Annotated in this window: 18 protein-coding genes and 1 tRNA gene; 8 read left to right on the top strand and 11 right to left on the bottom strand. The window is 62.4% G+C overall.

Going from position 1 to position 22811, the window contains the following annotated elements:
- Nucleotides 1–2: 2 nt before the first annotated feature.
- The 3 genes from CXK96_RS14355 to CXK96_RS14345 all read left to right on the top strand — a co-directional run bounded on the left by CXK96_RS14355 (nucleotide 3) and on the right by CXK96_RS14345 (nucleotide 3921).
- The gene (locus CXK96_RS14355; RefSeq protein ID WP_102837123.1) at nucleotides 3–1199 is read left to right on the top strand and encodes an HD-GYP domain-containing protein; all 1197 of its coding nucleotides are present in this window, start codon (nucleotides 3–5) and stop codon (nucleotides 1197–1199) included.
- Between the two features lie 368 nt (nucleotides 1200–1567).
- On the top strand, nucleotides 1568–3055 hold the full coding sequence (locus CXK96_RS14350) for a SulP family inorganic anion transporter (RefSeq protein ID WP_102837122.1): 1488 nt from the start codon (nucleotides 1568–1570) through the stop codon (nucleotides 3053–3055).
- Between the two features lie 14 nt (nucleotides 3056–3069).
- The gene (locus CXK96_RS14345) at nucleotides 3070–3921 is read left to right on the top strand and encodes a universal stress protein (protein WP_102837121.1); all 852 of its coding nucleotides are present in this window, start codon (nucleotides 3070–3072) and stop codon (nucleotides 3919–3921) included.
- Nucleotides 3922–3960: 39 nt separating this feature from the next.
- On the opposite strand, the gene cfaB is transcribed toward CXK96_RS14345, so the two are convergent.
- Nucleotides 3961–5142: a C17 cyclopropane fatty acid synthase CfaB gene (gene cfaB / locus CXK96_RS14340; RefSeq protein WP_102837120.1), complete on the bottom strand. Its 1182-nt coding sequence runs from the start codon at nucleotides 5140–5142 to the stop codon at nucleotides 3961–3963.
- A 230-nt stretch (nucleotides 5143–5372) separates the two neighbouring features.
- Here cfaB and CXK96_RS20820 point away from each other — a divergent pair, with 230 nt between their 5' ends.
- The 4 genes from CXK96_RS20820 to CXK96_RS14320 all read left to right on the top strand — a co-directional run bounded on the left by CXK96_RS20820 (nucleotide 5373) and on the right by CXK96_RS14320 (nucleotide 7649).
- On the top strand, nucleotides 5373–5582 hold the full coding sequence (locus tag CXK96_RS20820) for a DUF6434 domain-containing protein (protein ID WP_102837253.1): 210 nt from the start codon (nucleotides 5373–5375) through the stop codon (nucleotides 5580–5582).
- A gap of 176 nt (nucleotides 5583–5758) precedes the next feature.
- Nucleotides 5759–6166 carry a ketosteroid isomerase-related protein gene (locus tag CXK96_RS14330; RefSeq protein WP_102837119.1) on the top strand — a complete coding sequence of 136 codons (408 nt, stop codon included), beginning with the start codon at nucleotides 5759–5761 and terminating at the stop codon, nucleotides 6164–6166.
- Nucleotides 6166–6762 carry a GNAT family N-acetyltransferase gene (locus CXK96_RS14325; protein ID WP_102837118.1) on the top strand — a complete coding sequence of 199 codons (597 nt, stop codon included), beginning with the start codon at nucleotides 6166–6168 and terminating at the stop codon, nucleotides 6760–6762. Before CXK96_RS14330 ends, CXK96_RS14325 begins: the two co-directional genes overlap by 1 nt.
- Nucleotides 6759–7649, top strand: a complete 891-nt coding sequence (locus CXK96_RS14320) for a carbon-nitrogen hydrolase family protein (RefSeq protein WP_102837117.1) — start codon at nucleotides 6759–6761, stop codon at nucleotides 7647–7649. Before CXK96_RS14325 ends, CXK96_RS14320 begins: the two co-directional genes overlap by 4 nt.
- Nucleotides 7650–7882: 233 nt before the next feature.
- On the opposite strand, the gene CXK96_RS14315 is transcribed toward CXK96_RS14320, so the two are convergent.
- Genes CXK96_RS14315 through CXK96_RS14300 form a run of 4 tightly spaced genes read right to left on the bottom strand, consistent with a single transcriptional unit; the run spans nucleotide 7883 to nucleotide 13169 of the window.
- Entirely contained in the window at nucleotides 7883–8134 is a 252-nt protein-coding gene (locus tag CXK96_RS14315; RefSeq protein ID WP_219807536.1) for a formate dehydrogenase subunit delta, read from the bottom strand.
- Between the two features lie 54 nt (nucleotides 8135–8188).
- The gene (fdhF, locus tag CXK96_RS14310; RefSeq protein WP_102837115.1) at nucleotides 8189–11101 is read right to left on the bottom strand and encodes a formate dehydrogenase subunit alpha; all 2913 of its coding nucleotides are present in this window, start codon (nucleotides 11099–11101) and stop codon (nucleotides 8189–8191) included.
- Entirely contained in the window at nucleotides 11095–12663 is a 1569-nt protein-coding gene (locus CXK96_RS14305) for a formate dehydrogenase beta subunit (RefSeq protein WP_102837252.1), read from the bottom strand. Before CXK96_RS14305 ends, fdhF begins: the two co-directional genes overlap by 7 nt.
- Nucleotides 12660–13169 (bottom strand): formate dehydrogenase subunit gamma, encoded by a 510-nt coding sequence (locus tag CXK96_RS14300; protein ID WP_102837114.1) that lies wholly within the window; start codon nucleotides 13167–13169, stop codon nucleotides 12660–12662. The genes CXK96_RS14305 and CXK96_RS14300 overlap by 4 nt, the downstream gene beginning before the upstream one ends.
- Before the next feature lie 161 nt (nucleotides 13170–13330).
- On the opposite strand from CXK96_RS14300, the gene CXK96_RS14295 reads away from it, so the two are divergent.
- Nucleotides 13331–14404 (top strand): substrate-binding domain-containing protein, encoded by a 1074-nt coding sequence (locus CXK96_RS14295; protein WP_102837113.1) that lies wholly within the window; start codon nucleotides 13331–13333, stop codon nucleotides 14402–14404.
- A gap of 163 nt (nucleotides 14405–14567) precedes the next feature.
- Here CXK96_RS14295 and CXK96_RS14290 read toward each other — a convergent pair.
- The 6 genes from CXK96_RS14290 to uvrD all read right to left on the bottom strand — a co-directional run bounded on the left by CXK96_RS14290 (nucleotide 14568) and on the right by uvrD (nucleotide 22762).
- A tRNA-Sec gene (locus CXK96_RS14290) sits at nucleotides 14568–14663 on the bottom strand.
- Between the two features lie 40 nt (nucleotides 14664–14703).
- Entirely contained in the window at nucleotides 14704–16620 is a 1917-nt protein-coding gene (gene selB / locus CXK96_RS14285; protein ID WP_102837112.1) for a selenocysteine-specific translation elongation factor, read from the bottom strand.
- Nucleotides 16617–18026 (bottom strand): L-seryl-tRNA(Sec) selenium transferase, encoded by a 1410-nt coding sequence (selA, locus tag CXK96_RS14280; protein ID WP_102837251.1) that lies wholly within the window; start codon nucleotides 18024–18026, stop codon nucleotides 16617–16619. Before selA ends, selB begins: the two co-directional genes overlap by 4 nt.
- A gap of 400 nt (nucleotides 18027–18426) precedes the next feature.
- Nucleotides 18427–19272 carry a Tim44 domain-containing protein gene (locus tag CXK96_RS14275; RefSeq protein ID WP_102837111.1) on the bottom strand — a complete coding sequence of 282 codons (846 nt, stop codon included), beginning with the start codon at nucleotides 19270–19272 and terminating at the stop codon, nucleotides 18427–18429.
- Between the two features lie 134 nt (nucleotides 19273–19406).
- Nucleotides 19407–20516: a TRAP transporter substrate-binding protein gene (locus tag CXK96_RS14270; protein ID WP_102837110.1), complete on the bottom strand. Its 1110-nt coding sequence runs from the start codon at nucleotides 20514–20516 to the stop codon at nucleotides 19407–19409.
- 56 nt (nucleotides 20517–20572) lie between these two features.
- On the bottom strand, nucleotides 20573–22762 hold the full coding sequence (uvrD, locus tag CXK96_RS14265) for a DNA helicase II (protein ID WP_102837109.1): 2190 nt from the start codon (nucleotides 22760–22762) through the stop codon (nucleotides 20573–20575).
- Nucleotides 22763–22811: the final 49 nt, after the last annotated feature.

Genomic DNA, 22811 nt, shown 5'->3' with positions numbered 1-22811 from the left:
CCATGCTGAAGAAAATTCCTACTGATGCGGTGCGTTTAGGCATGTATCTCCATGCCATCGAAGGCAGCTGGCTGGCGCATCCGTTCTGGAAAAACAAGTTCATCATCGATGACCCTGAAGACCTTCAGCGCCTGCGCCAGAGCGGGCTGACGGGCGTCTGGATCAACATCAGCAAGGGCGTCGACGTGGCCGACCAGGCGGTTGTGCTGTCAACGCCGGCTTCTATTCCTCCGCCTGAAGACCCGCGCGCTCCAGCCGTTGCGCGGTGCAGTGCGCGCGATGAACTGCAGCGCGCCGCTCGCGTGCTCAGCCGCTCAAAGAAGGCGATCACGGAGCTGTTCAACGAAGCGCGACTGGGCAATGCCATCAGTGTCGAGAGTTGTCTGCCGCTGGTCGCGGATATCAGCGACTCGTTGGCGCGCAACAGCTCGGCATTGATCGGCCTGGCGCGGCTCAAGCACAAGGACGAGTACACCTACCTGCACTCGGTCGCCGTTTGCGCCTTGATGGTGTCCCTGGCCCGGCAGCTGGGCCTCGACGAGGACGCCGTGAGCGAGGCCGGGCTGGCCGGGCTGCTGCACGATGTCGGCAAGATGGTCATGCCGATAGAGGTGCTCAACAAGCCAGGCGCACTGACCGATGCCGAGTTCGCCGTCATGCGCAGCCATCCCGAGCGGGGGCATGCGCTGCTGCTCGCGGCTGGGTCGCTGCCGGTCTCGGCGCTGGACGTCTGCCTGCATCATCACGAGAAGTTCGATGGCAGCGGCTACCCGTTCCGGCTGGCCGGCGAGAACATCAGCCTGTTCGCGCGAATGGGCGCGGTGTGCGATGTGTATGACGCCATCACCTCCAACCGCCCCTACAAGAAAGCCTGGAACCCGGCCGAATCGCTGGCCCGCATGGCGCAGTGGACCGGCCATTTCGATACCCAAATTTTTCATGCCTTTGTGCGCTCGGTGGGTATCTATCCGCTCGGTTCCCTGGTGCGCCTGGAGTCTGGCCGGCTCGGCGTGGTGATCGATCAGCACCCGGAAAAGCTCACCGAACCGCTGGTGCGGGTGTTCTTTTCAGCCAAAGCCAAGACGCCGATCCAGCAGCTGGACCTGGACCTTTCGCGCCGGGGCTCGAATGACCGCATCGTCGGGCGCGAAGATCCGGCGCAATGGGGCTTCAACAATCTGGACGACTTCTGGCGGTAGGCCTGACGCCTGTCTGGGCGAGCACAAACCGGCGTCTCGGCCGCCTCTGGCATGACAGCCGGCGGCGCCTGGGCTGCCCCTTTGGGTCGCGCCAGGGGGCTTGCTGCGCTATCATCCGCGGCCTGTTTCAAGCGGCTTCGAGCGATCTGAGCCCTAAATCGAGTCTGTCTCTTCGCATGATCCGGCTGCCCACTCCGCCTTAGCGCCTGTCGTCACCCAGCGCGACCACCTCGTCATGCAGGCGGTCGGTAGCCTGCGCGTCGCATTTCATGCACGCAATTGCACCCTGTTCAAATCCAGAAACTAGCCTTGTATCAACCGCGTGCCGCCTACGGTCTGCCGGTGATGCCTTTGCTCCGGAATTCACCATGCTTCATTCGCTCAAACAAAACTGGTTCTGCAACATCCGCGGCGACGTGCTCGCCGGCCTCGTCGTTGCCCTGGCGCTGATTCCAGAGGCGATTGCCTTCTCGATCATCGCCGGGGTCGACCCGCGCGTCGGCCTCTACGCCTCCTTCTGCATTGCCGTGGTGATCGCCTTCGTAGGTGGCCGACCGGGGATGATTTCCGCCGCCACCGGTGCCATGGCGCTGCTGATGGTGACGCTGGTGCGCGAGCACGGCCTGCAATACCTGCTGGCGGCGACGCTGCTCTGCGGTCTGTTGCAGATCGGCGCCGGCTACCTGCGCCTCGGTTCGCTGATGCGCTTCGTTTCGCGCTCGGTGGTCACCGGCTTCGTCAACGCCCTGGCGATCCTGATCTTCATGGCCCAGCTTCCGGAACTGACAGGTGTCACCTGGCACGTCTATGCGATGACCGCGGCGGGCCTGGGCATCATCTATCTGTTCCCCTATGTGCCGAAGATTGGCCGGGTCATCCCGTCGCCGCTGGTCTGCATCCTGTCTCTGACCGCCGTCGCCATGTACCTGGGGCTGGATATCCGCACTGTCGCCGACATGGGCGAGCTGCCTGACACCCTGCCGATCTTCCTCTGGCCGCAAGTGCCGCTGAATTTCGAGACGCTGGCGATCATCTTTCCTTACTCCGCGGCCCTGGCTGTGGTCGGTCTGCTGGAGTCGCTGATGACGGCGACCATCGTCGATGACCTGACCGATACCGGCAGCGACAAGAACCGCGAGTGCAAGGGCCAGGGTGTCGCCAACATCGTGTCCGGCATGTTCGGCGGCATGGCGGGTTGCGCGATGATCGGCCAATCGGTGATCAACGTGAAATCCGGCGGCCGCACGCGGTTGTCGACGCTGATTGCCGGTGTCGTGCTCTTGCTGATGGTGGTGTTTCTCAGTGACTGGGTCGGCCAGATCCCCATGGCAGCGCTGGTCGCGGTGATGATCATGGTTTCCATCGGCACCTTCAGCTGGGATTCGCTGCGTAACCTCAAGCGCTATCCGCTGTCGACCAACATCGTCATGGTGGTCACCGTAGTGGTGGTGGTCTTTACCCACAACCTGGCGTTCGGCGTGCTGGCCGGTGTGCTGCTGGCGGCGCTGTTCTTTGCCAACAAGGTCGGCCATTACCTGCATATCGGTTCGGAGCTGGACGCCGAAGGCAACCGCCGCACCTACCGTGTGGTCGGCCAGGTGTTCTTCAGCTCGTCCGACAAATTCACGTCCGCTTTCGACTTCAAGGAAGCGCTCTCGAGCGTCATCATCGACCTGACCCATGCGCATTTCTGGGACATCACTGCCGTTGCGGCGCTCGACAAGGTCGTCGTCAAGCTTCGCCGTGAAGGCACCGAGGTCGAAGTGCTGGGGTTGAACCAAGCCAGCGCAACCATCGTCGACCGTTTCGGTGTGCACGACAAACCCGAAGCCATCGACGATCTGATGAGCCACTGACCAGGAGCACAACAATGAACAACGTATTGGCCTGCATCGACGGTTCCCCTCAGGCTGCGGCCGTTTGCGATTGCGCCGCCTGGGCCAGTCTGCAGCTGGATGCACCGCTGACTCTGTTGCATGTCCTCGACCAGCAGCAGTACCCGGCAGCCGGCAACCTCAGCGGCATCATCGGCCTGGGTAGCCGCGAATACCTGCTCGAAGAACTCGCCGCACTGGACGAAAAGCGCAGCAAGCTGGCGCTCGAAGAAGGCCGGATGATGCTCGACTCAGCGAAGCAGCGCGTCCTGACTGCCGGGGTGGTGCAGCCGGAGGTGCGGCAACGGCACGGCGATCTGGTGGAAAGCCTGCGCGAGTTGGAATCCGACACCCGGCTGCTGGTGATCGGCAAGCAGGGCGAGGACAGCGGCACCGACCTGCAGCTGATTGGCAGCCAGTTGGAAAGCGTGATTCGCACCCTGCACCGGCCGATCCTGGTCACCCCGGCCAGCTTCACCGTGCCGACAAGCGTCATGCTCGCGTTTGATGGCAGCGCCACTTCCCGCAAAGGTGTGGAAATGCTGGCCTCCAGTCCGCTGTTCAAAGGCATACCGATCCATCTGGTGATGGTCGGCGAGGACACCGGTGACAACCGCGCGCTGCTCTATGCGGCCCGCGATGCCCTGTCGGCGGCAGGCTTCGAGGTACAGATCGCGATCCGGGGCGGCGAAGTCGAACCCACCCTGCATGCCTACCAGGCCGAGCACGGTATTGGCCTGCTGGTGATGGGCGCTTACGGGCACTCACGGATTCGTCAGTTCCTCGTTGGCAGCACCACCACCAGCATGATTCGCTCGACCACCACGCCGCTCCTGCTGTTGCGCTGAGTCGGTGTCAGCCTGGCGCATCGGTGCCAGGCTGCCGTGCTACTGATAGAGATCCGCGCGTGTCCAGGGCAGCTCGTGGGAACCGTCGGGTAGCGGCTTGCTGGCGAGAATCTGGTGCAGGTTGATCCAGTTGCGGCGGAAGCCATAGGCACAGCCCGCCAGGTACACCCGCCAGATGCGCAACGCCCGCTCGGGGATCAGCTGCTGCGCTTCCTCCAGCCGCGACTCCAGGCGCTCGCTCCACAGCTGCAGGGTGCGCGCATAGTGCAGACGCAGGCTTTCCACATCGACGATCTCCAGCCCCGATTCGCTGATGCAGGCACCTATCTCTACCAGATGCGGCAACTCGCCGTGAGGAAAGACGTAGCGGTCGATGAATTCGCCCGCGCCATGGGCGACCGGCCGGCCATCGGTATGCCGCGAAGTGATGCCATGGTTGAGGACCAGACCGCCCGGGCGCACCACCGCGGCCAGCTGGCGGCAATACAACGGCAGGTTGGCGTGGCCGACATGTTCGAACATGCCGACGCTGACCACCTTGTCGAACTGTCCGTCCGTGGGCAGATCGCGGTAATCCAACAGCTCAAGCTGGACGCGGCCCTCCAGCCCCTCGGCCGCCACGCGCTCGCGCCCGAGCCTTAGCTGTTCGGCGCTGAGCGTAATGCCAAACACCTGCGCTCCGTATTCGCGGGCCGCAAACCGCGCCAGACCACCCCAGCCACAGCCTACATCCAGCAGCCGATCGCCGGGCTGCAGGCGCAACTTGCGACACAGGTGCCGGAGCTTGACCTGCTGCGCCTGATCGAGGTCTTCGCAGCCCGTCTCGAAATAGCCGCAGGAGTAGACCATGTCGCGGTCGAGCCAGAGCTGATAGAAGGCGTTGGACAGGTCGTAGTGATAGGAAATCGCTTCGGCGTCAGTGGCCTTGTCATGGGCTTCACGCACCGGCAGCTGCGGATGTGCGTCTCCCAATGCCCGACTGATCTCGTCACCGATACGGATCACCTCTTCAAGCGGCCCGTGCAGATCGAGCTTTCCCTCGACATAAGCGCCGCCTAACAGCGCCAGGCTGGGATGAGCCAGGCGAGGTATCAGCCCTGGGTCGCGAATCTCCAGCGTCACACTGGGCGCGGGCCCCATGTCGATTTCCTTGCCGTCCCATAGCCTGAGGCGCAAAGGCAATTCCAAGTCTCGAAGGGCTGGCAGCAATGTGGTCAACATGCGCATCCTCCTCTTCCAAGCATTCCGAATAAGGTAGACGAAGGAGCGAGACCTGCAGCCGTCCGTTAGATTGTTTTTTGCTATGTAACCATGGGAGAAAGGCTATCCATCAGAATCGCGACGCGGGATCTTTGCAGGCATACCCCTTGGGGTTGTGCCTGGAGCGAAAGCTCTGCGTCGCTCTTGCCGCTCACCTCCTCGCACCCGTCTGGCATACGAAGGTGACCGCGATGAAATTTGATTGGCATAAGGACCGGATAACTGATGAAACACCGGTAACCGACACCTATCGAAACACGCAGAACGTACGAAGATTCATGATCGAGGCGTGCGGGCCCGGCTTCAGATTTGATCAGGACTTCATGGCCTGGGTGAAAGATGGAACATCCAAAACCATGGGCCAGGTTGCGGGAGAGTGGCTAAGACGGCATCAGCCTTGACTCGACGCGCTACCGATCCACAGCGCCGAATCGGACGGCAAGGCTGGTCACGACCGTCGATATCTCCAGGTACGACCGCCTCATGCTTGATTCTGCCAGTCACCTTGTGTCGCGCTTTCGTCAGCTTGGCGAGACTGTCTACTATCGAAATTTCAGCCCCTTCAGGAGATTTTTCGATGCACCAGGCCACCGCTCAGCTGTTGCAACGCTACTACGACGCCTTCAATGCGGGTGACATGGTCACCTTCCTGTCGCTTCTCACCGATGACGTGATCCATGACATCAATCAGAGCGGGCGAGAAGTGGGTAAGCCGGCCTTTGAACAGTTCATGCAGCGCATGAACCGCAACTACCGGGAGAAGATTGTGGACCTTTCGATCACCACCAACGAAGCGGGTGACCGGGCGGCCGTCGAGTTCACCGTACTGGGCGAATACCTGGCGACCGATGAAGGGTTACCGGAAGCGAACGGCCAGACTTACCGGCTCCCGGCGGGGGCATTCTTCGCCATTCGGGATGGGCAGGTGGCGCGAGTGACCAACTACTACAACCTTGAAGACTGGGTTGCTCAAGTGTCCGCGTGATGGCCCGGCTGACCTTCCAGCGCTTATCCGGCGCCACGCTTCATCGGTACATTCCTGAACTGGCCCGGTTGCGCATGCGTGTATTCCGAGACTTTCCGTACCTGTACGACGGCGATCCGGCATACGAGGCGCGCTATCTGCAAACCTATGTCGAGGCGCCGCACAGCGTGATCGTGCTGGCGTTCGATGGCGACCGGGTGGTGGGCGCTTCTTCGGGGCTGCCGCTGATTCATGAAACGGAGGAGGTCCAGCAGCCCTTCCGCGAGGCGGATTATGCCGTTGAGACGATCTTCTATTGTGGCGAATCCGTATTGCTGCCCGACTACCGAGGGCAGGGTGCCGGTGTGGCGTTCTTCGAACACCGTGAAGACCATGCGCGCGAGACTGGCGGCATGAAGCATTCATGCTTCTGTGCGGTGGAGCGGCCTGTTACGCACCCAGCTCGGCCTGCCGGTTATCAGCCACTGGATGAGTTCTGGCAGCACCGTGGGTACGAAAGGCACCCGGAGCTGGCCACGCAGTTCAGCTGGAAAGACCTTGGCGATTCACACGAGTCGCTCAAACCCATGACCTTCTGGATGAAGCCCTTGCCATGAGTGCGTTTACCCTGGCGACAGCCCAATACGACATCGGCTTTTTTTCTCATTGGGATGACTTCGCGGCCAAGCTAGAACGCTGGGTCGCCAGTGCCGTAGAGCAAGACGCCAAGCTGCTGGTATTTCCCGAATACGGCAGTATGGAACTGGCTTCGCTCTTCGGCCAAGCGGTGTACAGCGATTTGCAGCAGCAGCTCCAGGCGATGCAGACCTTGCTGCCGAAGTGGCGCGACCTGCATCAGGCGCTGGCCCGTCGCCACGATGTCCTGATCTTGGCCAGTTCCTTTCCAACAGAATTGCAGGCCGGCCATGTCGTGAACCGGGCGACGCTGTTCGGGCCAGAAGGGATCCTGGGTCATCAGGACAAGCTCATCATGACTCGTTTCGAGAACGAGCAATGGTGCATTCGTGCTGGTGAACGCATTGGCGTCATTGATACCGAACTCGGCCGTATCGGCATCCTGATCTGCTATGACTCGGAATTCCCGATGATTGCCCGTCAGCAGATTACGGCCGGTGCCGAGCTGCTGCTGGTTCCAAGTTGCACCGATACGCAGGCCGGTTTTCATCGGGTGCGTATCGGTTGCCAGGCGCGGGCGCTGGAAAACCAGTGTTATGTGGTCCAGTCGCCTACCACCGGCCTTGCGCTCTGGTCCGAAGCGGTTGATATCAATACGGGCCGCGCTAGCGTTTATACGCCGGTGGATTATGGTTTTCCGGATAACGGCATCCTGGTCGAAGGCGCGGATGATGAGGCGAACTGGGTGTTTGCGACCCTCGACCTGCGTGAGCTTGCTCGGATACGCGCAGAGGGTCAGGTGTTCAACCACCGAGACTGGCCAAAGCAGTTGGCGTTTAAGGGGCCGGAGCAGGCCGCTTTCTCCTGACAGCCATTGCAATGCTGACGCGCTGAAGCGGGCGCTCGCCCACAGCCCACATGTGCCGGGTTGCAGCCCAGGTATGGGCTTCAGGTGATGGGTGTTGGATCTGTCGTTCCGGCACGAACAGACGCTCAGGCGCCTTGCTCCGCGTTGCCTCTACTCTTCCACATGCTTGACGCTGGACGTCCATACAAAAAAAGGCCACCTGTAGGTGGCCAAAAAAACTGATCTACAACCTGCTATCCCGCATCGGACGTCTCAGCCCAGTCTCGGACCTCGTCCGACATCCGTTTGAGTCGCAGCACGGCCAGGAGAGCAATCGGCTCCAAGGCGCTGCCGTCGTTCTCGGCGTAGTCGATGATCTGTTCCTTCATCCGACGCGCCCAGAATTTCTTCAGGTGCAGCGCGATCTGTTCGGCCGCCGCCGCATCGTCCTGATGATGCCGGTTATTCACGGTGATCTGATTCAACATCTTGATCAGCGTATCCATTTCATTCATTCGAGGCATCCTCCTGTCCGGTGCCATCGCCCATGAAGCGGGCACTCATTTGAGTGCCACTTCCGCAGTCTCGGCATTTTCCAGGTAACGCAGCTGCTTCTGATCGAAGTCCTGGAAGCGCTGCTGCCAGTCTGAGGGCTGCGTTACCTTCTCGACCTGAACGGCCGTCACCTTGTACTCGGGGCAGTTGGTCGCCCAGTCCGAGTTATCGGTGGTGATGACGTTCGCGCCGCTGCCTGGGTGGTGGAAGGTGGTGTACACCACGCCCGGAGCCATGCGATCGCTGACCAGGCAACGCAGCACCGTATGCCCGACCCGGCTGCGAATACCCAGCCAGTCGCCATCTTTCAGGCCGCGGTCCTCGGCGTCGTTCGGGTGGATTTCCAGCACATCTTCATCGTGCCAGGCGCTGTTGGCGGTCCGACGGGTCTGAGCGCCAACGTTGTACTGACTCAGGATGCGTCCGGTGGTGAGCAACAGCGGGTAACGACGGTTGACGCGCTCTTCGGTGGCCACGTACTCGGTAATGGCGAAGTTGCCCTTGCCGATCGGGAAGTCCACACCATGCATGGTCGGCGTGCCCATCGGGTAGTCGTCGTTGCACGGCCACTGGATGCTGCCCAGCACTTCGAGTTTGCTGTAGTTGACGCCGGTAAAGGTCGGTGCCAGCTGCGCGATCTCGTCCATGATCTCGGACGGATGGCTGTAGTTCATGGGGTATCCCAACGCATTGGAAAGCGCCTGGGTGACTTCCCAGTCCTCCATGCCGGCAACCGGCGGCATGACGCGACGTACCCGGTTGATGCGTCGTTCCGCGTTGGTGAAGGTCCCGTTCTTCTCGAGGAAGGTCGCACCGGGCAGCAGCACGTGGGCGTACTTGGCGGTCTCGTTGAGGAAAATGTCCTGAACGATCAGGCAATCCAGCGCCGACAGCGCCGCCTCGACGTGCTGGGTGTTCGGGTCCGACTGAGCGATGTCCTCGCCCTGCACATAGAGCGCCTTGAAGGTACCTGCCACGGCGGCATCGAACATGTTGGGAATACGCAGGCCCGGCTCGTCATCGAGCGTGGTGTTCCAGGCGCTCTCGAAGCGTTGGCGCACTTCCGGATCGGCAACGTGCTGGTAGCCCGGCAGCTCATGAGGGAAAGAGCCCATGTCGCAGGAACCCTGCACGTTGTTCTGACCGCGCAAGGGGTTCACACCCACGCCTTCACGGCCGATGTTGCCGGTCGCCATCGCCAGGTTGGCGATGCTCATGACGGTGGTGGAGCCTTGGCTGTGCTCGGTCACGCCCAGGCCATAGTAAATGGCTCCATTGCCGGCCATCGCGTAGGTGCGGGCTGCCTGGCGGACCAGTCCGGCCGGCACGCCGGTTTCCGCTTCGGAGACTTCCGGCGCATGGCGGGCCTCACTGATGAAGTCGCGCCATTTCTGGTAGGCGTTGGTTTCACAACGGTTTTCGATGAATGCCTTGTCTTCTAGCCCTTCGGTGACGACTACATGTGCCAGTGCGTTGACCAGCGCGACGTTGGTGCCCGGCTTGAGCGACAGGTGCAGACCCTTTTCCGCGTGCGGCGTTTTGAGCAGGTCGATACGCCGTGGATCGGCGACGATCAGGGTGGCGCCCTGGCGTAGGCGGCGCTTCATTTGTGAGGCAAAGACCGGGTGCGCGTCCGTTGGGTTCGCGCCAATCACCAGAATGACGTCGGACTTCATCACCGAGTCGAATGTCTGGGTACCGGCGGACTCGCCCAGGGTAGCTTTGAGGCCATAGCCTGTCGGCGAGTGGCAGACGCGGGCGCAGGTGTCGGTGTTGTTGTTGCCGAAGGCGGCGCGAATCAGCTTCTGAACCAGATAGGTTTCTTCGTTGGTGCAACGCGAGGAGGTGATGCCGCCGACGCTGTCCCGGCCGTAGGTCGCCTGGGTTTCACGCAGACGCCGCGCAGCGAAAGTCAGCGCCTCGTCCCAGGAAACGGCACGCCACGGCTGATCGATCGAATCACGAATCATCGGCTCGCGGATGCGGTCCTTGTGGGTCGCGTAACCAAAGGCGAAGCGCCCCTTGACGCAGGAATGGCCGTGGTTCGCGTCGCCACCCTTGTAAGGCACCATGCGGATCAGCTTGTCGCCTTTCATCTGCGCTTCGAACGAGCAGCCCACGCCACAGTAGGCACAAGTGGTGACTACGCTGTGCTCGGGCACGCCTTCTTCGATGACGCTCTTTTCCATCAGGGTCGCGGTCGGGCACGCCTGCACGCACGCCCCGCAGGATACGCACTCCGACTCCATGAACGGCTGATTCTGGCTGGCCGATACGGTCGAGTCGAAGCCCCTGCCGTCGATGGTCAGGGCAAACGTGCCCTGAACTTCAGCGCAGGCACGCACACAACGCGAGCAGACGATGCACTTGCTCGGATCGAAGCTGAAATAGGGGTTGGAGTTGTCGATCTCGGCATGCAGATGGTTGGCACCCTCGAACCCGTAGCGCACTTCCCGCAGGCCGACGGCGCCTGCCATGTCCTGCAGCTCGCAATCACCGTTGGCTGGGCAGGTCAGACAGTCCAGCGGGTGGTCGGAGATGTACAGCTCCATGATGTTGCGACGCAGCTTGGCTAGCTTGCTGTTCTGCGTGGTGACCGACATGCCTTCGCTGACCGGCGTGGTGCACGAAGCGGGATAGCCGCGGCGCCCTTCGATTTCTACCGCACAGATCCGGCAGGAGCCGAAGGCTTCAAGGTTGTCGGTCGCGCACAGCTTGGGCACCGTGATGCCTGCCAGGGCGGCAGCGCGCATGACCGAGGTGCCTTCCGGCACGCTGATCTGAATGCCGTCGATTACCAGGCTAATGGTCGTCTCGGACGTCCGTGCCGGAGTGCCCAGGTCACGGTCGAACAGGGCCGGGTCGAAGCTGTTGACCTGGCCTTTCAGATATTGCTTGGGATCGAAATGGTTCAGCATGCTATGCCTCCCGCCACCAGGGCGTGTCGAGGTGTCAGATCATCAGGGAAATGCTTCATCACGCTCTGCACCGGGAACGGCGTCATGCCGCCCATGGCGCAGAGCGAACCATCGACCATGGTCTCGCACAGATCCGACAGCAGTTCGAGGTTCATCTCGGCATTTTCACCAGCACGGATCCGGTCGATGACTTCAACGCCGCGAACGGCGCCGATCCGGCACGGCGTGCATTTACCACAGGATTCGACAGTGCAGAACTCCATGGCGAAACGGGCCTGCTCGCCCATGTCGACGGTGTCATCGAACATCACGACGCCGCCATGCCCGACCACTCCACCGAATGCGGCAAAGGCTTCGTAGTCGAGCGGGTTGTCCCATTGGCTTTCCGGCAGGTAGGCGCCGAGAGGGCCGCCCACCTGAACGGCTTTGAGCGGACGGCCACTGCGCGTGCCGCCGCCGAAATCTTCCATCAGCGTTTTCAAGCTGATACCGAATGCCAGTTCGATCAGCCCACCGCGCTTCACGTTGCCCGCTAGCTGCACGGCCAGCGTGCCACGCGAGCGACCCATGCCGTAGTCGGCGTAGGCCTGGCCGCCCTGATCCATGATGTACGGCACAGCGGCGAAAGACAGTACGTTGTTGACCACTGTCGGGCGACCGAACAGCCCGACGATGGCCGGCAGCGGTGGCTTGGCGCGCACCAGGCCGCGGCGACCTTCAAGGCTTTCGAGCAGCGAGGTTTCTTCGCCGCAAATGTAGGCGCCCGCGCCGAGGCGGACTTCCAGGTTGAACCCCTTGCCGGAGCCCAGCAGATCATCGCCCAGGTAGCCGGCTTTGACTGCACGGCGTATGGCCTCGTCAAGAGTCGCCTTGGCCAGCGGATATTCCGAACGCAGGTAAATGTAACCGCGGTCGGCGCCGACCGCGAGACCGGCGATGGCCATGCCTTCGATCAGCATGTAAGGGTCGCATTCCATCACCAGGCGGTCGGCGAAGGTCCCCGAGTCCCCTTCGTCTGCGTTGCAGACGATGTACTTCTGACCCTCGGGCTCGTTGAGCACGGTCTGCCACTTGATGCCGGTCGGGAAGGCGGCGCCGCCACGGCCACGCAGGCCGGACGTTTTAACTTCGTCGACGATGGATTGGCCGTCACGGGAGAGCGCTGCCTTGAGGCCATTGAATCCACGCAGTGCCGTGTAATCGTCGATCGATAGCGGGTCCGTGATACCGATGCGCGAAAAGGTCAGCCGCTGCTGACGCTTGAGGTACTCGATCTCCTCGGTAAGCCCGAGCGCCAGGGCATGGTCCTGCCGGCCTTCAAACAAACCGGCCTCGACGAGGCTTTCTACCGCCTCGGGGGTTACCGGCCCGTAGGCGACCCGACCATCTGGCGTATCGATTTCAACCAGTGGCTCCAGCCAGAACAGGCCGCGTGAGCCGTTACGCACAATGCGCAGCTCTTGCGAACGGGCTGCAGCGGCGCGCTCGATACGCTGAGCAACCTTGTCGGCACCCAGCGAACGAGCCGTGGTATCACAAGGTACATAAACGGTAATAGTCACCACTTCACCTCCACCGCAACAGTCTTCAGCTCATCGGCCAGTTCATCGAAACGCTCTGGCGTTACGCGCCCATAGACGTCGTTGTTGATCTGCACGGCGGGACCGCAGGCGCAGTTGCCCAGGCAGTACACGGGCTCCAGCGTAATTTCGCGATCCTGGGTGGTCTGGTGATAATCCACCTTCAACGAGGCTTTGACATGCGCTTCCAGCTGACGGCTGCCCACGGCCTGGCAGGCCTCTGCGCGGCAAATCTGGATCACGTTGCGCCCTGCAGGCTGGGTACGAAAGTGATGATAGAAGCTGATGATGCCGTGTACGTCGGCCCGCGTGCAGCTCAGGGAGTCGGCAATAAGCGGAACCGCGCTGTCCGGAATGTGGCCGAAGCGATCCTGGATGGCATGAAGAGTAGGAAGCATGGCGCCGGGCATCGACTTATGGTCGTCGATCACTTGCTGGATCAGGGCCGGCGTCCAGGCACCGGTAGCTGACGAGATGGTAGTGGACATGACCTGGTTGCCTCATCAGGTAGTCGAACGTGCCGGTCAGTGTCAGGCAACCGACAGCTTGTGTTCGATCAGATATGAATAATTATTCTTAATTGGGTTAAGCTTTAATCAGGTGAACAGCAAACTAACATACCCATTTGACCCGAAAAATATGAACGAAAATGCTTAACTCAAGGCTGCATATCACGCCCACCTGGTTGTTCAGAAATGGCAACGGCGAATTGCTGGATCCGATCATCTTTGCCTTGCTCGAAGGTATCCATGACACCGGCAAGCTGACCCAGGCGGCTCAAAAGGCGGATATCTCGTACCGTCATGCCTGGAATCTGCTTACCCGTGGCGAGCAATTTTTCGGCATGCCCATGGTGTTGATGCGCAAGGGGCACGGCACGCGGTTATCGCCGCTGGGAGAACAGTTACTGTGGTCGGAACAACGCCTGCGCGCGCGGCTGGAGCCTCAGCTCGACAGCATGGCCTCCGAGTTGAACCACCAGCTTCAGCAGTTGCTTGAGGGTGCGCATCCGGTGCTGCGGCTGCATGCGAGTCATGGGTACGCGGTCGCCCTCCTGGCTGATCTGCCTGGAGAGCTGAACCTGCGCTATTGCAATCCGCAGGAAGCGCTCAGTGCCCTGAACCGGGGCGACTGCGACCTTGCCAGCTTCCATCTCCCCACGTTCCCTCCTCTGGCCAAGCGAGTCTTAGCCGTTTATCAAGCACTACTCGCCGGCCAGGACCTTCGCGTCATTCGCTTCGTGACGCGGCGGCAGGGCTTGATCTTGCGCGCCTCTACGCGCAAGCACGTGCATGGACTGGCTGATCTGACCCGTCCTGAGATTCGCTTCATCAATCGCGACGAGCATTCCGGCACCCGTGTCCTGTTCAACCTGCTGCTCGAAGAGCACCAGATCGATAAAGCCCAGATCGCCAATGGTGCCCAGGAAGAATTCACCCACACCGCCGTGGCCGCTTACGTCGCAGCGGGCATGGCCGATGTCGGCTTCGGTGTCGAGGCGGCAGCCGCGCAGTTCGGGCTGGAGTTCATCAGCCTGGCGACCGAACACTACCTGCTGGTCTGCCACGAAACGCAGCTACGCCAGCACAACGTGCGCCAGTTGCTACAGGCCATGAAATCGGACGAGTTTCTGGCAGACATCGACAAGCTGGCCGGCTATGCGCCTGATAAGTGCGGCGAGATCTGCACCTTTGACGAACTTTTGAAAGACAGCAACGGTTAGCCAGAAAGGCCAACCGCTGCTTCCAGAGCAATCTCACCTATCGTCGGCCGCCGGTCAGATTTTTGAAGTTCGACAAATTATGTGGCGTTGCTGGTTCAGCGTCAGCGTTATCTCGTAGCCGGCCGAGTCGATGCGCCACTGATACGAACACGGAAGACAGGAATGGCGGAAGGCAGTGGGAGTCGAACCCACCCAGGGACGGCTGCCGCCCCCAACCGGGTTTGAAGCCCGGCCGCACCACCGGGTGCGATTGCCTTCCAAGATGACGTTGACCTGTTGGTCACAAAACGTGCGACAGCCTAACTGACCTCATCCTCTGAGGCCAAGGCGCTGTCTCGTCGCACCTTGCGTTCGTTGCCGTAGCGGCGGGTGAAGCCGATTCGGTCGAAATGTTCGAGCAGTTGGATGCTGCGTTTGCGGCCGAGCTGGATCTGGTCGCGGAAGGCTGCGGCGCGGATGACGCCGCTCTGGCGTTCCATCTCCAGAACCTGGCTGGCCAGCAGGCGGATGGTCTGCTCGGGATAGAAGAGGTCTTTCACTACCTGTTGCAGCGCGCCAAGACGAGCCAGCTTGCGCAACAGCTGGCGGACCTGCTCTTCCTCGACGTCCAGCTCACGGGCGATGTCGCGCACCCAGGGCGGGTTGAAGCAGCTGGCGGCAAGCAGCGGCCAGAGTCGGGCTTTCAGTGCCTCTTCCTCGTCGGTCAGGCGTACCCGGTGGCCAGGCAGGTGCAGCCAGGGGCCACTGGCTTCAACCTTGCCCTCGGCCAGGGCCTGTTCCAATAAGGCAATGAATATAGGACGCTCCAGTAACGGCAGAGCGTACCGGCGCAGGCGGTCGCGATCCGGGCCGAGCTCGTCCGGCTGGCTGTCATGAAAGCGCTGCAGGGCGGCCACCAGGCTCTTGCCGAGGTAGTCCCAGGTGCCGCGTTCGAACAGCCTCGGGCCGAGCCGCGTGGTGATCTCCAGCGCCTCGTCTGGAAGCCGCCAGGTTTTCCGGGGTCGGTTGAACTGCCGTTCCAGCAAGGCCGGATCGAGGCCGTTGAGGGCGCTGGGCAGCAGCCCTGGCAACACATCTTCCAGCGTGTCCCCGGCGAGCGCGCGTAGCACCGCCAGGCGTGCCTGACGATGACGGTTGCGGGGCGGCGCAAAAGGGTCGAGTACGCGGCCGCCGCCGAGGGTGCGCTGGGCGGACTGGTCGCGCAGGACCACGCGGTCGCCATGCACCGCATGGGCTGGCGCATTGAGCAGCAGCTGCGCGTGCACGTGGCCACCGGGCGCTAGGCATTCGCCTTCGAGCAGGGCGATGCGGCCGGTGACATCCTGGGCGCCGAGGTGGATGTGCACCGGCGTCCAGTGGCGCAATTCGCGGGCTTCGCTGGCTAAGAGCGTGAATTCGATATCGATGCGCTGGGTGCCATCCTGCAGCTCGGGCGTTACCAGCCAATCGCCGCGACTGATATCGGCCACTGAAAGCCGCTCGCCGCTGAGGTTGAGGGCGACGCGCTGGCCCGCTTGAGCCGCCTGGGCTGTCTGGTTCTGCGCATGCAGCCCGCGGACGCGAACCTTGCGGCCGGACGGCCCCAGGCTCAGTTCGTCCCCCACGTGGGTTCGACCAGCGATGGCGGTACCGGTTACGACCACGCCTGCGCCGGTCACGCTGAATGCCCGGTCAATGGACAGGCGGAAATGTCCGTCTTCGCGGCGCGCCTGCACTTCGGTCGCATGTTCGAGCAAGCGGGCGCGAAGCGCGTCGATGCCTTCGCCGGACACGCTGGACACGGGAAAAATTGGCGCACCGGACAGCGGCCCAGCTTCCAGCAGGGCTTCTACCTGCCGCTGGACTTCGGCGATACGGGATGGCTCAACCCGGTCGATTTTCGTGAGCGCCACCAGGGCCCGGCGAATCCCCAGCAGCTCGACGATCGCCAGGTGCTCGCGGGTCTGCGGCATCACGCCGTCGTCTGCGGCGACGACCAGCAGCACACAGTCGATACCGCAGGCGCCGGCGAGCATGTTGTGCACGAAGCGTTCATGACCGGGGACGTCGATGAAGCCGGTCAGGTCGGGCTCACCCAGCGAGGCGTAGAGGTAGCCGAGATCAATGGTGATGCCGCGCAAGCGTTCTTCCTGCCGACGGTCGCCTGCCTGTCCGGTCAATGCCTGGAGCAGGGCGGTTTTGCCGTGGTCGATGTGCCCCGCGGTGCCGATGATCATGGCACCAGCGCCTGCTGCAGGTGCGAAAGCTGGGCGAGCAACGCCGGCTCATCGTCCAGCTGACGCAGGTCGAGCCAGAGTGCGTCGTCAGCGACCCGGCCCAGGATCGGGATAGGCAATTCGCGCAGCGCCTCTTCCAGCAAGCGCAGGCTGCGGCCGCGCAGGCGCCGGGGCTGCTGCGGGCGAATGCACAAGGCTGCGCTGGGCAGGCGCGCCACCGGTTGTGCGCCACTTCCAATCATGCCCAGCGCCTCCTCGACAGTGACCTGCCAGGGCTCGCCCAGAGCGCTGGCCAGCGCGGGTGCCAGGCGTTTGGCCTGGATGCGGATATCCGCTTGCGGCCGGCTGAGCAGGCGCAGGCTGGTGAGTCGTTCGGCCAGGCGATCCGGGTCGCGATAGAGGTTGAGTACCGCTTCCAGCGCGGCGAGGGTCAGCTTGTCGACACGCAGGGCGCGCTTGAGCGGGTTCTTCTTGATCTTCTGGATCAGCTCGCGGTTGCCGACGATCAGCCCTGATTGCGGGCCGCCGAGCAGCTTGTCGCCGCTGAAAGTGACGATGTCGGCGCCGTCGCGTAGGGCCTCCTGCACGGTGGGTTCCTTGGGCAGGCCCCAGCGCGAGAGGTCGACCAGGCTGCCGCTGCCGAGGTCTTCGAGCAACGGCAAGCCGTGCGCATGGGCAATCTGCGCCAGCTCGGCAGTGCCGACGCTGGCAGTGAAACCCTGCACGCTGTAATTGCTGGTGTGTACGCGCATCAACAGGCCGCTGCGCGGATTGATCGCGGCTTCATAATCCTTGGCGTGGGTGCGGTTAGTGGTGCCCACCTCATGCAGCTTCACACCGGCGCGGGCCATGATGTCGGGGATGCGGAAAGCACCGCCGATCTCGATCAGCTCACCACGGGAAATAATGCCTTCCTTGCGGGCGCCAAGGCTGTTCAATGCCAGCAGCACGGCCGCTGCATTGTTGTTGACCACCGTGACGGCCTCGGCGCCGGTCAGCTCGCGAATCAGCCCTTCGATGAGGTCATCGCGGTCGCCGCGCTTGCCGGTGGCCAGGTCGAACTCCAGATTCAGTGGATAGCGCGCCGCCAGGGTGATCGCCTCGATGGCCTCATCCGGCAACAGGGCGCGACCCAGATTAGTGTGCAGCACCGTGCCAGTCAGATTGAACACGCGGCGCACGTGGCTGCGGTGTTGGTTGGCGAGGCGTTCACCGGCGCGGCCGGCTAGCACCGCTTCGGACAGCTCCAGCGCGGCCAGCTGACCGTGGCGAGCCGGCTCTCGCAGCTCGTCGAGCAGGTCGCGCAGTGTGTCGAGCAGCACGCTGCGGCCATAACGCTGCTGGAGCGGGGTGCAGGCCGGCGCGCGCAGCAGCTTGTCGATAGAAGGCAGGCGAACGCTGGTCATCGTGGATTGGCGTGCAGTGGGCAGGTCGCCCTGAACGAGCGCAGCGGCGGCTCCATTCCTTGTTTCGATGCTGCCTGACACGCAGGACCTCTGGACTATTACTGTTATCCGAACAGCATAGACGCCCATGTGCGAGCAGGGTTCAGCCGATGTTTGCCACGATGGGCGCAGGATAGGGGCGTTCGCGGAGGTGCGGATGGGCGTGCAAGTTGCTGCCTTAGGGCTGGGTTATTCGGCTATTCGTGCACTCGAGCAGGGCGGTCGACCCCGTTCAACGCTACGGCGCGGCCCGTTCGTTGCGCTCGGGAAACAACGGGGGTGTAGAAACAAAAAAGCCTCGCCATGCGGCGAGGCTTTTGCGAGCGACTCCGAACAGAGCGGAGTCGTCTCAGGTAGCGGCTCAGGCGTTCTGGCGAATACCGGCCACCAGCCAAGGCTGGTTCTCGCCTTGGGCGCGCTCCATGCGCCAGCTTTCGCTGAACGGTTCGCCCTGGTCGAAGCGTGAGTTCTTCGACACGCCGACGAAGGTCAGCGTCGCAACGGTCTTGTCGGCCTGGTCGTCTACGCCATCAAGCTGAATCTGCAGGTCGTCGACGTAGGTGGACTGGTACGCATCGCCGATCTCGGCGCGCTCACGCTTGAGGAACTCGAACAGTTGCGGCGTGACGAACTCGCTGATCTTGTCCATCTCGTTGGCGTCCCAATGCTGCTGCAGCGAGAGGAAGTGTTCGCGCGCGGCCGTCACGAAGTTCTGCTCGTTGAACCAGGCTGGGGCGTTGATCACTGGAGCAGCAGCCGGACGAGCGGCGCTGCTGCCGCCGAAGATCGACTGCTGTGCAGGCATTTCGCGCTGCATTGGTGCATTCCCGTGTCCGGCCATGGCCGGTTGCTGCTGGCGACGGCGCGCGGCAAGGAAGCGGAACAGCAGGAAGGCGATGCCGCCGAAGATCAGGATGTCCATGAACTGGATGCCTTCGAAGCCGTCACCCATGAACATGGATGCCAGTAGGCCACCGGCGGCGAGGCCGGCCAGCGGGCCCAACCAGCGCGAGGCGCCACTGGCGGCGGCAGGTGTCTGACGACCTGCCTGGTTTGGCGCGGCCTGGGTCTGTTGCGGCGCCTGGCGCGTTTGATGGCTGGGCGCCGAGCCGAAGCTCTTACCACCGCCGAAGCGCTTGGCATGAACGTCGAGGCTGAGGGTCAGGCCGATACACAGCGCCATGAAAATGCTGAGCACACGTTGCATTTGGTATTCCTGGATTGGACGAAGATACGAAGCGGATGGTGCACGCCCCAGTGCGGGCGCGCCAGTTGCAGAGTGTTTCGGGCTTTTGCTCCGCTGCGCTTACCGGGTTAGGCAAGCACAGCGGCTCATCTGGCTCAGCGCCAGTTGTACAGTTCTTTCTCGGAGATCTCTTGCATCGGCTTGACCTGCGCCTGGAACGCCTTCATCGACGCCCAGATACGGCCGTTCAGCTCGCTTTGTGCGGCCAGTTCGCCTAGAACGACATCAGACTGCTCACGCATGGCGCTCAATACTTCGTCAGGGAAGCGCTTGAGTTGCGCGCCTTGTTGCTTGAGCTGATCGAGTGCCATGGCGTTGTTGTAGACGTAGTCGTCGATCATATCGCGGCTGGCGGCGCCGGCGGCCTCGGTGAGGATGGCGCGCAGGTCGTCCGGCAGGCTGTCGAGGGCCTTCTGGTTGACCAGCAGCTCGAGCACGGCCTGAGGCTCCTGCCAGCCGGGGTAGTAGTAGTACTTGGCGGCCTTGTGCAGACCAAAGGCCAGGTCATTGTACGGGCTGACCCAGTCGGTGGCGTCGATGGCCCCGGTCTGCAGGGCGGTAAACACTTCGCCGCCGGGCATGTTGACCGTGGTTGCGCCGAGACGGGTCAGCACTTCGCCGCCCAGGCCGGGGGTCCGGATCTTCAGGCCCTGCAAGTCCTGCAGTGAATTGATTTCCTTGTTGAACCAGCCGCCCATCTGCATGCCGGTGTTGCCGACTACCATCGGCTTCACACCGTAGGGCGCATAGGCTTCGTCCCAGAATTCCTGGCCGCCGCCGCGGGTCAGCCAGGCGTTCATCTCGCTGGTCGACAGACCGAACGGCACCGAGGTGAAGAACTGCGCGGTCGGCACCTTGCCTTTCCAGTAGTAGGCCGCGCCATGGCCGAGTTCGGCGGTGCCACGGGAAACGGCGTCGAACACTTCCAGGGCGGGGACCAGCTCACCGGCGGCGTAGACCTTGATGGTCAGGCGGCCATCACTCATGGCTTCGACCCGATCGGCCAGACGCTGGGCGGCAGTACCCAGACCCGGGTAGTTCTTCGGCCAGGCGGTGACCATCTTCCAGTTATAAGTCTCGGGCGCTTCGCTGGCGGCAGCCTTGGGCTCGGCGGTGGGTTCGACTTTCTTTTCGTCGTTGCAGCCTGCAAGGCTGAGGGAGGCAAGCAGGGCAGCGGCAACACCAAACAAGTGACGGCGTTTCATGAATGGCTATTTCCTTTGGCGAATTTTATTAGTATCGGTACAGGTTGACGTAAACGTCATAGCGGTTCCAGTTTGGCATAACTGAGCATCAACCACTTGCTTCCTTCGTCTTCGAAATTCACCTGCACCCGGGCCTGCGCTCCGGAGCCTTCGAAGTTGAGGATGGTGCCCTCGCCGAACAGCGAATGACGCACGCGCTGACCAAGGTTGAACGGGGTGTCTGGAACATTGGCGCCATCGAACAGCGAGCCGCCACTCATGCCACGGGTATTGAAGCTGCGGCTGACGGTATTGCTCAAGCGCACTTCGCTGATCAGCGCGGGCGGCAGTTCGCGAATGAAGCGCGAGATCTTGTTGTAGGTCTCGCTGCCATACAGCCGACGGGTTTCGGCATAGGTGACGATCAGCTGCTGCATGGCGCGGGTGATGCCGACATAGGCCAGGCGGCGTTCTTCCTCGAGGCGGCCGGGTTCTTCCAGGCTCATCTTGTGCGGGAACAGGCCTTCTTCCATGCCGACCAGGAACACCATCGGAAACTCCAGGCCCTTGGCGCTGTGCAAGGTCATCAGCTGCACGCTGTCTTCGTGATCGCCTGCCTGCTGCTCGCCGGCCTCCAGCGAGGCGTGATCAAGGAAGGCGGCAAGCGGGGTCTGCTCGTCTTCCTGATCTTCGCTGTAATTGTCGAAAGCACGCGCAGCGGAGACCAGTTCTTCGAGGTTCTCCACCCGTGCCTGAGCCTTCTCGCCTTTTTCGTCACGATGGTAGGCCAGCAGTCCGGACTGCTCGATGACCAGCTGCGCCATGTTGTGCAGCTGCATGCCCTCGACTTTCAGGGCGAGACCGTCGATCAACTCGACAAAGCCGTTCAGTGCACTCGCTGCACGGCCCGACACCACCTTGGTGCCGACTGCTTGGTGCAGCGCGGCCCACATCGAAGTTTCCTGCTGGCGCGCCAGCTGGCGCAGGGCTTCGACGGTTTTCTCGCCGATTCCGCGTGCCGGCACGTTGATTACCCGTTCCAGTGCCGCGTCGTTGTCCCGCGCCTGGATCAGGCGCAGGTAGGCCATGGCGTTCTTGATCTCGGCACGTTCGAAGAAGCGCTGGCCACCGTAGATCCGGTAGGGAATGCGTTCGCGCAGCAGGGCTTCTTCGAGGACCCGTGACTGGGCGTTGGAGCGATAGAGGATGGCGATCTCGCTGCGGCTCATGCCTTCGCGGATTGCTTTCTCGATGCTCTCGACGACGTAGCGCGCTTCGTCGTGTTCATTAAAGGCGGCGTAGAGGCTGATCGGCTCGCCCTCGCAGCCGTCGGTCCACAGTTCCTTGCCGAGACGGCCCTGGTTGTTGGCGATCAGGGCGTTGGCCGCCTTGAGGATGCAGGCGGTGGAGCGGTAGTTCTGCTCGAGGCGGATTGTTACAGCGTCCTGGAAGTCTTCGCTGAACTGGTGGAGGTTCTCCACCCGAGCGCCGCGCCAGCCGTAGATCGACTGGTCGTCGTCGCCCACCACCATCAAACTGTCGCCGCCTTTGGCCAGCAGGCGCAGCCAGGCGTACTGCACGGCGTTGGTGTCCTGGAACTCGTCCACCAGAATATGCCGGAAGCGGCGCTGGTAGTGATCCAGCAGGCCTGGGTTATCGCGCCACAGGTCCAGCGCGCGCAACAGCAGCTCGGAAAAATCGATGACACCGGCGCGGGCGCAGGCTTCTTCATAGGCCTGGTAGATGCTCAGCATGGTCGCGAGGAATAGGTCGCCGCTGGGCTGGATGTTTTTGGGCCGCAGGCCTTCGTCCTTCTGCCCGTTGATCCACCATTGCGCCTGGCGCGCCGGCCAGCGCTGCTCATCGAGGCCGAGTTCGCGGATCACCCGCTTGACCAGCCGTTGCTGATCGTCGGAGTCTAGGATCTGGAAATTCTGCGCCAGCTTCGCTTCCTGCCAGTGCGCGCGCAGCAGGCGGTGGGCCAGGCCGTGGAAGGTCCCGACCCACATGCCTTGCGGGTTGACCTTCATCAGCTGTTCGATGCGCTGGCGCATCTCGGCGGCGGCCTTGTTGGTAAAGGTTACTGAAAGAATCGAGTGCAAAGATGCGCGCTCGATCTGGTGCAGCCAGGCGATACGGTGCACCAGCACGCGGGTCTTGCCCGAGCCGGCACCGGCGAGGACCAATTGACGACCCAGCGGCGCGGCTACGGCCTGGCGCTGGGCATCGTTGAGGGAGTTCAGGAGAAGAGAGAGATCGTCATGCATGGGCGCCATTCTAGCCGGAAATCCGACTGACCCGCTCGTGCAACGGATG

It is taken from the genome of Stutzerimonas stutzeri, assembly GCF_002890895.1.
GTDB classification, from domain to species: Bacteria; Pseudomonadota; Gammaproteobacteria; order Pseudomonadales; family Pseudomonadaceae; genus Stutzerimonas; species Stutzerimonas stutzeri_AB.
This window is presented reverse-complemented; position numbering and strand designations above follow the sequence as displayed.

Bases quoted from the DNA above. Each gene is read 5' to 3' on its own strand.
- CXK96_RS14295 (WP_102837113.1), top strand. From the start codon at position 13,331: ATGCTTAACTCAAGGCTGCATATCACGCCCACCTGGTTGTTCAGAAAT.
- CXK96_RS14315 (WP_219807536.1), bottom strand. From the start codon at position 8,134: ATGGATACGCTGATCAAGATGTTGAATCAGATCACCGTGAATAACCGG.
- CXK96_RS14345 (WP_102837121.1), top strand. From the start codon at position 3,070: ATGAACAACGTATTGGCCTGCATCGACGGTTCCCCTCAGGCTGCGGCC.
- CXK96_RS14355 (WP_102837123.1), top strand. From the start codon at position 3: ATGCTGAAGAAAATTCCTACTGATGCGGTGCGTTTAGGCATGTATCTC.
- selB (WP_102837112.1), bottom strand. From the start codon at position 16,620: ATGATCATCGGCACCGCGGGGCACATCGACCACGGCAAAACCGCCCTG.
- CXK96_RS14300 (WP_102837114.1), bottom strand. From the start codon at position 13,169: ATGTCCACTACCATCTCGTCAGCTACCGGTGCCTGGACGCCGGCCCTG.
- CXK96_RS14320 (WP_102837117.1), top strand. From the start codon at position 6,759: ATGAGTGCGTTTACCCTGGCGACAGCCCAATACGACATCGGCTTTTTT.
- CXK96_RS14350 (WP_102837122.1), top strand. From the start codon at position 1,568: ATGCTTCATTCGCTCAAACAAAACTGGTTCTGCAACATCCGCGGCGAC.
- CXK96_RS14330 (WP_102837119.1), top strand. From the start codon at position 5,759: ATGCACCAGGCCACCGCTCAGCTGTTGCAACGCTACTACGACGCCTTC.
- cfaB (WP_102837120.1), bottom strand. From the start codon at position 5,142: ATGTTGACCACATTGCTGCCAGCCCTTCGAGACTTGGAATTGCCTTTG.
- fdhF (WP_102837115.1), bottom strand. From the start codon at position 11,101: ATGCTGAACCATTTCGATCCCAAGCAATATCTGAAAGGCCAGGTCAAC.
- CXK96_RS14325 (WP_102837118.1), top strand. From the start codon at position 6,166: ATGGCCCGGCTGACCTTCCAGCGCTTATCCGGCGCCACGCTTCATCGG.
- CXK96_RS14270 (WP_102837110.1), bottom strand. From the start codon at position 20,516: ATGAAACGCCGTCACTTGTTTGGTGTTGCCGCTGCCCTGCTTGCCTCC.
- CXK96_RS20820 (WP_102837253.1), top strand. From the start codon at position 5,373: ATGAAATTTGATTGGCATAAGGACCGGATAACTGATGAAACACCGGTA.
- CXK96_RS14275 (WP_102837111.1), bottom strand. From the start codon at position 19,272: ATGCAACGTGTGCTCAGCATTTTCATGGCGCTGTGTATCGGCCTGACC.
- selA (WP_102837251.1), bottom strand. From the start codon at position 18,026: ATGACCAGCGTTCGCCTGCCTTCTATCGACAAGCTGCTGCGCGCGCCG.
- uvrD (WP_102837109.1), bottom strand. From the start codon at position 22,762: ATGCATGACGATCTCTCTCTTCTCCTGAACTCCCTCAACGATGCCCAG.